The sequence below is a fragment of the Candidatus Rhabdochlamydia oedothoracis genome (assembly GCF_019453995.1).
In the GTDB taxonomy this organism is placed as follows: Bacteria; Chlamydiota; Chlamydiia; order Chlamydiales; family Rhabdochlamydiaceae; genus Rhabdochlamydia; species Rhabdochlamydia oedothoracis.
This window is the reverse complement of record NZ_CP075587.1, coordinates 1689855-1701814: the sequence shown is the minus strand read 5'-3', so window position 1 is coordinate 1701814 and position 11960 is coordinate 1689855. Positions and strand designations below refer to the sequence as shown.

At 35.6% G+C, this 11960-nt stretch carries 9 protein-coding genes, 2 tRNA genes and 2 pseudogenes; 5 read left to right on the top strand and 8 right to left on the bottom strand.

Annotated features, from left to right (window positions below; all coding sequences use genetic code 11):
* Window positions 1-3 precede the first annotated feature (3 nt).
* The 3 genes from RHABOEDO_RS09375 to RHABOEDO_RS09365 all read left to right on the top strand — a co-directional run bounded on the left by RHABOEDO_RS09375 (window position 4) and on the right by RHABOEDO_RS09365 (window position 2209).
* On the top strand, window positions 4-447 hold the full coding sequence (locus RHABOEDO_RS09375; protein ID WP_215217061.1) for a hypothetical protein: 444 nt from the start codon (window positions 4-6) through the stop codon (window positions 445-447).
* A gap of 101 nt (window positions 448-548) precedes the next feature.
* On the top strand, window positions 549-1319 hold the full coding sequence (locus RHABOEDO_RS09370) for a hypothetical protein (RefSeq protein WP_215217062.1): 771 nt from the start codon (window positions 549-551) through the stop codon (window positions 1317-1319).
* 74 nt (window positions 1320-1393) lie between these two features.
* Window positions 1394-2209 (top strand): hypothetical protein, encoded by an 816-nt coding sequence (locus RHABOEDO_RS09365; protein ID WP_215217063.1) that lies wholly within the window; start codon window positions 1394-1396, stop codon window positions 2207-2209.
* Between the two features lie 30 nt (window positions 2210-2239).
* Here the strand turns inward: RHABOEDO_RS09365 and clpX are convergent, their stop codons facing one another.
* From clpX to RHABOEDO_RS09335, 6 genes are all read right to left on the bottom strand, one after another.
* A complete protein-coding gene (gene clpX, locus RHABOEDO_RS09360; RefSeq protein ID WP_215217064.1) occupies window positions 2240-3463 on the bottom strand; it encodes an ATP-dependent Clp protease ATP-binding subunit ClpX in 1224 nt (407 codons plus the stop codon).
* Window positions 3464-3484: 21 nt separating this feature from the next.
* A complete protein-coding gene (locus tag RHABOEDO_RS09355; protein ID WP_215217065.1) occupies window positions 3485-4090 on the bottom strand; it encodes an ATP-dependent Clp protease proteolytic subunit in 606 nt (201 codons plus the stop codon).
* A gap of 82 nt (window positions 4091-4172) precedes the next feature.
* Complete coding sequence (locus RHABOEDO_RS09350; RefSeq protein WP_215217066.1) at window positions 4173-5483, bottom strand: trigger factor; 1311 nt, start codon at window positions 5481-5483, stop codon at window positions 4173-4175.
* Window positions 5484-5514: 31 nt separating this feature from the next.
* Window positions 5515-5586: transfer RNA gene (locus RHABOEDO_RS09345), tRNA-Gly, on the bottom strand.
* A 15-nt stretch (window positions 5587-5601) separates the two neighbouring features.
* Window positions 5602-5673: transfer RNA gene (locus RHABOEDO_RS09340), tRNA-Gly, on the bottom strand.
* Between the two features lie 128 nt (window positions 5674-5801).
* Window positions 5802-6707 (bottom strand): hypothetical protein, encoded by a 906-nt coding sequence (locus RHABOEDO_RS09335; RefSeq protein ID WP_220017583.1) that lies wholly within the window; start codon window positions 6705-6707, stop codon window positions 5802-5804.
* A 719-nt stretch (window positions 6708-7426) separates the two neighbouring features.
* On the opposite strand from RHABOEDO_RS09335, the pseudogene RHABOEDO_RS09330 reads away from it, so the two are divergent.
* Window positions 7427-7612 (top strand): annotated as a pseudogene (locus RHABOEDO_RS09330) (transposase); the annotation flags it as partial.
* 146 nt (window positions 7613-7758) lie between these two features.
* On the opposite strand, the pseudogene RHABOEDO_RS09325 reads toward RHABOEDO_RS09330, so the two are convergent.
* Window positions 7759-7944, bottom strand: a pseudogene (locus tag RHABOEDO_RS09325) (transposase); the annotation flags it as partial.
* A 12-nt stretch (window positions 7945-7956) separates the two neighbouring features.
* A complete protein-coding gene (locus RHABOEDO_RS11010; RefSeq protein WP_434062172.1) occupies window positions 7957-8064 on the bottom strand; it encodes a transposase in 108 nt (35 codons plus the stop codon).
* 395 nt (window positions 8065-8459) lie between these two features.
* On the opposite strand from RHABOEDO_RS11010, the gene RHABOEDO_RS09315 reads away from it, so the two are divergent.
* Window positions 8460-11948 (top strand): DEAD/DEAH box helicase, encoded by a 3489-nt coding sequence (locus tag RHABOEDO_RS09315; RefSeq protein ID WP_215217394.1) that lies wholly within the window; start codon window positions 8460-8462, stop codon window positions 11946-11948.
* Window positions 11949-11960 lie beyond the last annotated feature (12 nt).

Sequence of the window (11960 nt, the reverse complement as noted above, 5' to 3'; positions counted from 1 at the left end):
CAATTGAGTTTAGAAATACAAGCGCAACTTCATTTAGCCTGTTTTGAGATCCTTGAATGTAATTGGGATCAGGATAAAGAGGAAGGCTATATTGAGGTAGATTTTGGAGAAGGTAGGATTTCTGGGTTTCATTGCCGTGCAAAAGAATTAAAATTTGCCCTGCAGCATATCCAAGCTTTTGGGGAAAGGTGTCAAGGGCTAGACCAGATAGATTTTAAAGACCAAATGAAAGATCTTTATCATCGTAGACTGTTTTGCGATTTGCATAAGGGAGATGCGCAAGAAAATTATGTGGTTATCTATAAATTTGATGACTTGAGAAAAAATTTAAAATGTATAGGACCTCAATTTAAAGTGCCGCTTACTAAAATGCATAGAAGTCGAATAGAAGAAGAGGTTTGGCGGTATTTAGAAGAATTTGCAGAAATACATGAAAAAGCTTTTTAATTGTCTGTTATTTGTAAAATGTGATATTTGATAAATTAAGTTAATTTGAAAATTTTGGTTTTTAATAAAATTTAATAAGTATAATAAATTAAGGTAATATTATGGTAGAAGCAATAAAAGGAAATGTCTTAGCTCTAGTAGCTGAGATGGAAAGTAAAGTAAGTGGTAATGCTGAAAAGGCATCCCATACAGATATAGAACAAGAGATGGTAAAAAAGGCGATTATTGAAGCCTTACAAGACATTGAAAACTCAGCAGCTGATCGTTTAAGTGGATTAAATGCGGTGAAGAATTTTTTAAGCCATTTAGCTACTCAAGATTTAGGTGCAGATGTAAATGACTATGTAAAAGGCGAACTAGAATCAGTTAATAGCTATAAACCAAACCAAGATCTGGTGAATAAGCTTAAGCAAGATGAAGAAAATTTGAAAGAGACTAGAGAAGGTATAAAGCAAGATACAAAGGCAATGGCTGATTTAGACAGCAAAATTGCAGCTTTAGTACAAAAGCTAGCTGCTACGGAAGATACCTTAAAACATGGTTCTTTCTTTGCGCGCATTGGGGCTTATTTTGAAATATTAGGCTTAGATATAGCTTTAGGAGCCTTAGAAATAGGCAAAGGTGTGGTATGGATAGATTTAAAGCTTAATCAAGGTCGTTTAAATGGTGAGAAAGAGTCGATAAATAAAGATCAACAAGCACTAAAAAATGATCCTAAGATTCTTAGCTGCTTAGATTTTCTTACTGCTAAAGATAAAGTGGTTACTAGCCAAGCTAATCAGAAGCTCAGTATGTATCGAACTTTGGTAAATGCTGTATCAGCAGCAGAAGATACCATTAGCGAAATGGTAAAATTATTTCATAGAGCTTAAAAGAAGCCTCTTATGCAAAAGCCTTTAGGTTTCTAAGGGCTTTTTTCTATTTATAAACCAAAGAAGAATATTTCATGACTCATATTATCAATGGGATTCCTTCTACTATTGCACATTCTAGCAATAGACAAGTATCTAAAGATACAAACATTAGCAAATCTCAATGGGAAGATCTTGTAGATCGAATGAAAGCAGATGGGGTTTCTATGACCCTCATTGTTTTAATCATTTATACTAAAGCTATGGACGATGTTTCTACAAGAATTTTACGCATTACTCACGAAACAGATAAGCTCAGCTCTGTTATGAGCGATTTGCTCTCCTTAAGTACCTCTCTTAGCAAGATACAAAATCAATTAGGACCTAAAAAAGAAGTAACCCAAGAAGATTGGAATAAATTTGATGGGAAACATCTCATCGAAATACAAAAGTCCTATAATAAGCTCGTAGAAGATTATGAAAACCTGAAAGATGCATCTAAAACTCAACCCGATTTTAGGCCCATTGTAACGGCTATAGAGGGGGTTATAGATGATTTTGACACTAAAATAGGAGACTTTAAATTTTCAGACGATATTAAAAAATGGCAAGGCGATACCTCCTTTCAGAAAGATCAAACAGGAACGCTACAAGGAGACGTTGTTTGGCTAGCCAAGCAATTCTATGAAAAGAATCACGATACCGATGATAAAGGTATTGTTGATTATTTAAGCATGTGGGTGCAAGATATCAATGCTGCGCAACAATTAGGACAGGGGATGTCGCAACAAAAAGTAGTTGAACTGCAAGCTCAAATGCAGTTTATTAGCTCCTTTAGTGCCTCTGGGCAGGAAAGCGCTAGGGCGGGTAAAGAAGAGCTTTCTGTAATGGTACAACATCAGACAAGATAAAAAAATAAAGGCAGGTCAGCCTGCCTTATTTTAACTGGTTTGCAAGCGAATTACTTTAGGCTTTTTCTGAGAAGTAATGCATTCTTCATCGACGATGATTTCTTTAATGGTTGGATCCGATGGAATATCAAACATTAACTCTAATAAAAGACTTTCTACAATCATTCTTAAAGCACGAGCTCCTGTTCCTGTTTTCTTTGCTTTTTCAGCCATAGCTCTTAGACCATCATCTGTAAATTTTAAAGAGACATTTTCTTCTGCAAACAGATATTGATATTGCTTGATAATAGCATTTTTCGGTTTAATCAGAATGTCAACAAGGTCTTGAATGGTTAACTCATTACAATTAGCAATGCTATTAAAGCGGCCTACAAATTCTGGGATCATGCCAAATTGAATGAGGTCCTCGGGTTCTACTTTGGAAAGCAGATAATTGATTTCATTGGTATCAAATACACGCGCTTCTCCTACATCGAAACCAATTGTACTCTTACCAAGCCTTTTAGCGATAATTTTTTCAAGATGCACAAAGGCACCACCCACAATAAACAGAATGTTTTGTGTATTTACACGAATATACTCTTGATTAGGATGTTTTCTTCCTCCTTTAGGAGGGACATTGGCAATGGTACCTTCTACAATTTTTAAAAGGGCTTGTTGCACTCCTTCTCCAGATACATCACGTGTAATAGAAACATTACCAGTTGTTTTGCGAACCTTATCGATTTCATCTACATAAATAATGCCCTGTTCAGCACGTGCAATATCATAATCTGCTGCTTGTACAAGACGTAAAATGATATTCTCTACATCCTCACCTACATAACCAGCTTCGGTTAAAGTAGTAGCATCTGCAATCGCAAAAGGTACATCTAGGATATTGGCCAAAGTACGCGCAATGAGAGTTTTTCCAGATCCCGTAGGCCCTAACAATAAAACATTGGATTTACTATATTCGATTTCACTCTCCTTTTGCAAAGAGCGAATCCTTTTATAATGATTATAAACAGCAACCGAAATGGTCTTTTTGGCTCTTTCTTGGCCAATGACATAAGCATCCAAAGAAGCTTTAATCTCTTTTGGTTTTAGTATCTTTAGCTCATGATGAATTGGCTTTTTATCGACAATTTCAATGCACAGGCGCACACATTTATCACAAATGTAGGATTCAGGACCAGATATCAGTTTCTCCACAGCTTCTTCTGGGCGGCCGCAAAAAGAGCAGTGGGCGCCATTTTTTTCTTTTTTTGTCATAACTCTTAAAAATCTCGGTTTTTATTCTTGTTTTGTCGCTGGAGTTTTTTGTGGTTGTGTAGCTATTTTGTCAATGAGACCATATTCTTTTGCTTCTTCTGGATTCATAAAAAAATCCCGTTCAGAGTCTTCAACGATTTTAGCAATATCTTGACCTGTAAGTTGTGCTAAAAGCTTAGAGCAAATTCTTTTAAGTTCAATAATTTCTTTAGCTTGAATAGCAATATCAGCAGAAGAACCACCAATACCACCCATAGGCTGGTGAATCATAATTCGACTGTGAGGTAATGCAAATCGTTTGCCTTTAGTGCCAGCAGCTAGAAGAAGAGCTGCCATAGAACAAGATTGTCCTATACAGTAAGTATTAATTTCATAATCCATAAACATCATGGTGTCATAAATTGCTAATCCAGCCGAGATATAACCGCCTGGAGAATTTATGTAGATACTTATAGCTTTTTTAGGGTCTTCAGCACGTAAAAAAAGCATTTGGGCAATGATTACATCAGCTACTTGATCTGTAATCTCTGTGCCTATAAAAACAATTCTGTCTTTTAATAAACGGGAAAAAATATCCATGGCGCGCTCGCCACGGCCTGTATCTTCAATCACATATGGAACATTCATACGATAGACCTCAAAAGCGGTTAATGTGAATTATCTAGTATTGCTCAATGAAAAGATAATCTGCAAGTTGAACTAGCTTAACTTAAAACTTTGCATATTTAATAATCCAGTCTTCTGCCTTTTCTAAGATCAAGCGAGAATATGCTTCCGCATGTTCAATTTCAGGATGATTAGAGTGATTAGTATTTTGGGGATTAAGTAAAATTTCAAGTGGGGTAGAGGCAGCAGAGGGGATGTCTTCTGCAGCAATCCGAATATTTGCTTCGTCTACAATTTTACGGCATAAATAAAACATTCGAACAGCTTTTTCCGATTGTTGTTGGATTGTTTCAAACATTTTTTTGCGCTCTTCTGCTTTCAAATTATCCCAATAGCTTTTAAAATCAGCATTTTGAGCTAACTGCTGAATTCTAAATTCGACTTCTTTCTGAACCAGCGTCACAGGTAAATCAAAAGGAAATTGCTTTAATAAAATCTCTGTTACTTGTTCACGCAGAGCTTCTTGAACGTGTGCATCAGCCTGCTTATTTAATAATTCTTCTACTCGTTGATGTAGTTCTTCAACAGAAGAGACCCCAAGTAGTTTAGCAAACTTTTCATCAATAGGAGGCAATGTTGCTAAATCAATAGATTTAATCGTAATCCGCGTTTTTTTCGGTTTTAGTTCTTCTTTTTCCTCCTGAGACGCATTTTGATCGGGAACACTTACGCCCTCAGTTGTATCAGAGATGTTTTTGCCAAGGACAAGGGGTAGCATCCACTCAGCCATCCCCTTTGCATTTACCTCGAAACGCGTATTGGAAAATAAGGGAGTTCCTTCTTCAACCAGATCTACATCTAAAGTTACAAAGTCATTTTCCTGGACAGGACGATCGGTTATTTTGTTCCATTTAGCAAAGAAGAATTGCGTTTGACGGATAGTTTCAGTAATTTTTTCAGGGGTTACTTCCGGTTTTTTCACGCTTTTTAACTGGATTTCTTTGGGATCTATAAAAGGAAGCGTCGGTTCGGTTTCAAAAGAGAGCGCTAAGAGAGCCCCATGAGATGAATGATTTTTCATGCTATAAGAGACTTTGGCTTCTTTGTGTAGCATAGGAATACTAGCGAGCTTCTGGCACTCTTGAAAAGCAGCATTGGCAATTTCTTGGTGCCATTGTTTTTTGATTTCATCGGGGAAGTTTTTTTCAATGAGGTTATCAGGAGCTTTTCCTTTTCGAAAGCGAGGCAGAGCAACGCTTTTCCCTACTTTCTTAAGCGCTTTTTTATAAGTCGCTTGTATCAATGGTTTTAAAGCTTCAACATCAAATTCAACAATACAAGAGGGCTTATTGTGAATGGTAAAACGCACATACTCATTTATCAACTGCCTGGGCTCTGCTGTTGCTTTATCCATTGTAAATCGCTCCTTTAAATTTAAATTGTATAGCGGGTGATGAGGTTCGAACTCACGACCCTCACGTTGGCAACGTGATGCTCTACCGCTGAGCTACACCCGCAGGTATTAAAAAAATAGCGGGTGATGAGGCTCGAACTCACGACCCTCACGTTGGCAACGTGATGCTCTACCGCTGAGCTACACCCGCTTGTACAGAGGATAAAGAGTATATCCATAGAATTTTTTTGCAGCAAGTGTTGCGATTAAAAAAATAGAATTTAAAAAAAGAAACCCGCTTTAGCTTTATGAAATAAGTAAAGTGGGTTTTTTAAAATTCTATTTTTTTTCTGGAGAGATTTTTGGAGAATAAGAAGAACCGCTATCGCTAGATATATGACTTGATGCAACTGTTATACCACCTAGGCTTGTATTATCGTCAAAATCACCTTCTCGGCGGTTATCTGATTCCTCAAAGGATCTTATGCTAGCTGTGTCACTGCTAGCAAGATCGTCAAAATTATCATGGTCATTTGAAGGGAAGAAATAGTTTTTAGCTTGCTTAAAAAGTCCCTTTTTTCTTTCTGTTTTTTCAGTATCTTCATCTGTATTCGATTTTAAGTAGGAAAGAGAGTTTTTAATTTTTTCAATAATTTTCTTAGGGAAAGAAGCTTCTTCTTTTTTTACCTGTTTGAAGGGGATGTCTAAAGCTGCTAAATTTGAAGCTTTTCTTTTGACGGGAGCTTTTGTGGCAGGTAAAATATTTGTAGATTTGATCTGGTTTTCAAGTAAATTTTTAAATTCTCTAATAACTTTTTTGTTTACAGAGCACTTTATATGAGAAGATTTATTTTTATAGACTTTCCATTTCTTTTTAGTTTTAGCGTGCAGTTGTAGAGTTCCTCTAAAAAAATGTTCTCTTTGAACTTTATTTAATACTTTAATGGTTCGATGCTCTATTCGTTGCCAATCTGCTTCTGAGTAAGCTAGCTTTCTCTTATTATCATGTACGGTGATGCGGTATCTTTTGCCCCTCCATTTAACTATTGTATAATATTGAGAGCCGGTTTTTCCACACTGTTTTAGCTTAAAGCGTAGTTTTTCTTTGCCTGGTAAAGGTTCCTGTGAAAATACAACATCAAAGGCTACTTCTTCCACCCGATTGGTGCTAGGAGGGGTTTCATAACCTCCATGGCTAGAGAGGTTGTTAGTAACAACTTGGGCTGTATTGTTATGGATCTTCATATATTTATTCTCCTATTTACATCTATTTTATAGGATTAATATTTATTTATTGTTAATTAACTAAAATAAAATAATTTAATTAATAAGTTTTATTATTATTTACATCTAATCTTCTGTTTATTAGTTGCTTATTGTTAAAAAAAATACATATTATTAATTATAAGCGACTTATGTACTAAGAAAGATTCAATCACATAGCCTAAACACTCTTGTTTCACTACCTTTAAATTTTTAGGTTCTTGAGAAGAATTGGGGGTAGCTCTTTCATACATAATTTCCCATTATGACATTGGCTTACCCCACTAATTTGGCATTTTTTCTTATGAAAATTGTATAATTTTAGTTTGAAGTATTCTTGATCACGAAAACCATATGCTTCCCTTTTAAGAGCCTGTTTAAAATCTTCTCATTAAGGTATAATGATAGTTTTCATAAAACCTTTGGAGGTAGTTATGACCCGCTCTTATCCAAGCGATATTTCTCGTATAAAAACCATTTGTTCGGTGTAAAAAATGTTTTAGCAGATGGAGGATATTCTGGAGAAAAATTTGCAAAGAGTGTGCAGGAGATATTAGGATGTATACTCGTTTACATTTAAATTAAGAGTTTGAATATATAAACATTTTTATACAAAAGATAACATCTTCTTGCAAGATAGAGTAGTTTTTTCAAAAAAATCTATTTATGCAATTCTTAATTTGAAATCAAACTAGTATATAGTAGAAATAGCTAAAAGAAATACACTTCATACTTTTACAGTTATTCCCAAAAGATGGGTTGTAGAGCGTTCTTTTGCGTGGATAGAAAAATGTCGCAGGCTATGGAAAAATTGCGAAAGAAAACTACATACAAGCCTGAATATGGTGATTCTTGCTTTTATTGCTCTACTTTTGAAAAGATTTTAAACAGGCTCTTAGATTTCAAGGCGGCAATTTATGCCTTTTTTGAAAACATTCCTAAATATCGAGAAGAATTCCAGCCTCTTTTATCTAGGATAATTTTGCTTAGTTAAATCTTAATTTAAAAACAAACGAGTTCTCTAAGATCCTGTTTAAAATCTTTTCAAAAGTAGAGCAATAAAAGCAAGAATCACCATATTCAGGCTTGTATGTAGTTTTCTTTCGCAATTTTTCCATAGCCTGCGACATTTTTCTATCCACGCAAAAGAACGCTCTACAACCCATCTTTTGGGAATAACTGTAAAAGTATGAAGTGTATTTCTTTTGGCTATTTCTAAATCGAAAAGATTTTAAACAGGCTCTAAGAATTTTTCATAATATCGATTATTGAGAACTTTTTTATTCATGAATCGCCAAAGGCGTTCAATCAGATTGAGATCGGGAGAATAAGGAGGCAAGAATTTGATTTCTACTCTGGATGTTTTTAGGTAATTTGCAACGATTTTTGACCTAAGTAGGCAGCATTATCGCATATAACCACGATTCTTTGTGCAATCTGAAGAGATTGTAACAAATCAGGTTACTCTTGAAGACTTGTTTAAAGAAATGTGAAGGATAAGGTAGGGGAGTCGTTCTTTTTATTCTTTGTTTCCTTTTATAATACACAAGAGATAAGACATGTGCATTTTGGCAAATCTTAAAGATTAACCGCAATTTTTCTTGCATAGGTTAAAAGAAAAAGGTAAAAGCATGGAAAACCCGAATGGATTTACATATATAAAAAAGTTTTCTATATAAATTAATAAACTAGATTCGGTTAGATTTTAGGAATCATTAATCAATTGCACTATTTATGTTGAATTTTCGAAAATTAAAGCAGGATTTTTCTTCTGCAATTGTGAAAGAAGGGCGTGAGCTTTACGAAAAGCAAAAAGTCGTATCGGCTAAGCTCTTACATTTAGACTCAAAGACAATGCGAATTTCCGCCAAGGTGATGGGACAATATGATAATTGCTATGAAAGCGAGATTGAAATTGATCGATTAGAATGTGAAACTAGAGACTCTAATTGCGACTGTCCCTACAATTATGATTGTCAACATCTAGCCGCACTTATTTTTTATTTAGAAGAGAATCTCGATTCTATTTTGGTTGCTTTTTCCAAAGAAAATAATTTGAAGCAATTAGGAGCAACGATTGGAATCGACAAAGTAGAGCAAGAGCAATTATTAGAAAAAATTAAGCAAGCAGAAAGCAAGATTTTTCAGCAACAAGAAGAACAACATCAAAAACAGGTTCTGCAAGAATATGCGGTAGCTTCTGGACATCTTGCCATTTCTCCCTTTTTTAGGTCTTATCAAAAACAAGAGTTAGATAAAGCAGATTTTGCTCTTATCTTTAATCCTGTTTTAGAAGAAGACAATAAGATTATAGAGATACAGATTGCTCTGCGCCTTCCTTATCGCTCTAAGCCCTTATATGTACCAAATGCAAGGTTCTTTTTAGAAAGATTGCGTTATGAAGAAATCATCTGTGTTGCTGGCAAAAATTATTGTTTCTCTTTGCAATCATTTGATGCAATGCAGCAAGAGATTGTACAAATTATACGCGATCAAGCGCGTTTTTATGAAAACAATCACACAGAAAGAGCGCAAAGAATAGCTTATTTGGATTTAGAAACCTTTGGTATGATTTTGGCAAAAACGTATGAAATAGCCATACAGAAAATGGCTAAATCTGGCTTATTGTCGCAAGAAGACGAAGCCCCTCTTTTGCCAGGAATCTATGAAGCTACCATGGAAATGCCTTTACGCTTTTCTCCAGCACAAGCGCAGCTGCGCTTTTGCCTGCAATATATTCTTCCTCCTACTTCTAAGATTTTAATCGATCCACGCATCCTTGTTGCAGGTGATGCCATTGGATTGGAAGAATCTCGATTTTTTGAATGTGCAAAACCGGGAATGATTTATAAAAATGTCTATTACCGATTTCCTGAGTCTATTACAAGACTGCATTTGCGTAACTTAAAGCAAATTCGGGATATGACAATTCCGACCCCGTTATTTGGGACTTTTGTAGAAAATGCACTACCGCAAATGGCTCGTTATGCGGAAATTGCTAATCAAGAAGCGCTGCAAGATTTTGTTACTTTACCATTTGTCGGTAACTTAGAAGCGACTTGTGATATTTCTTATTTGGATGGAGAGTTAGAAGCTAGTTTACATTTCAATTATGATGGACATAAAGTTCCTGTTGCGGTCTCACAACTTACCTTTAAAGCGGTGAATTGTTTTGTTTCAGAGCAAGGGATTTTAGCTCGTAATTTAGTAGAAGAGAGAGAAATTATCGAAAATTTATTTCAGGACTTTCTCTTTAAGCCGGATACTGGGATGTATATCTCGAAATCTGAGAAAAAGATTGTTGAGTTTATGACGGATGTTATTCCTCGATATCAACAAAGAGTGCAATTTAATTGTCCACAGAATTTACTCGATCAATTTATCTATGATCAAACACAATTTGTCATTGATTTGTCTCATACAGATCGGATTGGCACTTATATGATTGCACTAAGAGTCAATGGTTCTCTTAATGGAATTAAACTCGATCAGCTCTGGGAATGTGTAGGGTCTAGAAAATCTTTTATCGAGCTCGATTCACCTAAATGCCGTGTAAAAAAAGGGAGTGAAGGTCATAAAATTCCTAAAATCTTAGTTCTAGATCTAGATAGGCTTTATGCAGTTGTACAGTTATTTGACGAGATGGGTATAGAGGTTCTTGAAAACCATAAACTGGAAAGACCTCTTTGGAGCTTAGCTAATATCGATGGATCTCAATTTGAAGGTTTACCTGTAGAATTTTCCATGACGGAGCAGTTGGTAGAAATCCGCAAACAGATGATTGGTGAAAAACAATTGATCTTTTCTAATGTGCCGACTTCTGTAAAAGCTACACTGCGCGCTTATCAATTAGAAGGAGTACATTGGTTAGAAAGGCTTAGAACCATGTTTTTAAATGGAATTCTTGCTGATGATATGGGTCTTGGTAAAACCCTGCAGGCCATTGTTGCTTTAACACAGCATTTAACAAAAAATCCTCGAGCCTCTCTTATTATTTGCCCAACTTCTCTACTATATAATTGGAAAGAGGAAGTGTCCAAGTTTAATCCTAAGATGAAAGCTATTGTAGTCGATGGTGCCCCCAATAATCGGAAAAAATTGATTGGGCAGTTAGATCAATACGATATTATCATTACTTCTTATACCTTATTGCAAAAAGACATTGAGCATTATAAAGTAGCTAGCTTTTCTTATTTGATCTTAGATGAAGCACAGCATATAAAGAACCGAAGTACTCGAAATGCCAAATCGGTTAAGATGGTATCGGCGGATCACAGATTAATTCTATCGGGAACACCGATTGAAAACTCTTTAGAGGAGCTTTGGAGTTTGTTTGATTTCTTGATGCCTGGATTTTTAGGAACCTATGACAGGTTTGTAGAAAAATACATCCGTGTTTCAGGCAAAGAACAAGCTAAGAATTTAGAGTATTTACGCAAAAAAGTGGCCCCTTTTATCTTAAGAAGGATGAAATGCGATGTGTTAGATGATCTACCACCTGTATCAGAGATTATTTACCATTGTCAACTTTCAGAATTGCAACAACAGCTCTATCGATCTTATGCGCAATCTGCTCGTGATGAGTTAGTAAAGTTAGTAGAAAGAGATGGCTTTGATCGAGTGCAAATTCATGTTCTTGCAACCCTTACCAGGCTAAAGCAAATCTGTTGCCATCCTGCGATTTTTGCAAAAGAGAAAGCAGAACCCGGTGATTCTGCTAAATATGACATGCTGCTTGATCTCTTACAAACATTGATAGAAGGTAAGCATAAAACCGTTATCTTTTCTCAATACACGCGTATGTTACAAATCATGAGAGAAGATTTTGACGCCAAAGGGATTCGTTTCGTATACTTGGATGGATCTAGTAAGAATCGCCTAGAGGTTGTTAAGAAGTTCAATGAAGATCTTTCTATTTCTGTATTTTTGGTCTCTTTAAAAGCAGGTGGAACAGGTTTAAATCTCATAGGAGCTGATACTGTCATTCATTACGATATGTGGTGGAACCCAGCTTTGGAAAATCAAGCAACAGATAGAGTGCACAGACTAGGGCAAAAGCAATCGGTTTCGGCCTATAAGCTCATTGCGCTTGATACCATTGAAGAAAAAATTGCAGAAATGCAGAGAAGAAAAAAAGGATTGGTCAAGAAAGTGGTAAGTTGCGATGATGAGGTGATAGCAAAGCTCACCTGGGAAGATGTATTAGAGCTTTTAAAGACGTAAAAAGAAATCAAA

What these genes read in the sequence shown, in the direction of transcription:
- RHABOEDO_RS09370 (WP_215217062.1), top strand. Translation starts at nt 549, where the DNA reads ATGGTAGAAGCAATAAAAGGAAATGTCTTAGCTCTAGTAGCTGAGATG.
- RHABOEDO_RS09365 (WP_215217063.1), top strand. Translation starts at nt 1,394, where the DNA reads ATGACTCATATTATCAATGGGATTCCTTCTACTATTGCACATTCTAGC.
- clpX (WP_215217064.1), bottom strand. Translation starts at nt 3,463, where the DNA reads ATGACAAAAAAAGAAAAAAATGGCGCCCACTGCTCTTTTTGCGGCCGC.
- RHABOEDO_RS09355 (WP_215217065.1), bottom strand. Translation starts at nt 4,090, where the DNA reads ATGAATGTTCCATATGTGATTGAAGATACAGGCCGTGGCGAGCGCGCC.
- RHABOEDO_RS09350 (WP_215217066.1), bottom strand. Translation starts at nt 5,483, where the DNA reads ATGGATAAAGCAACAGCAGAGCCCAGGCAGTTGATAAATGAGTATGTG.
- RHABOEDO_RS09335 (WP_220017583.1), bottom strand. Translation starts at nt 6,707, where the DNA reads ATGAAGATCCATAACAATACAGCCCAAGTTGTTACTAACAACCTCTCT.
- RHABOEDO_RS09315 (WP_215217394.1), top strand. Translation starts at nt 8,460, where the DNA reads ATGTTGAATTTTCGAAAATTAAAGCAGGATTTTTCTTCTGCAATTGTG.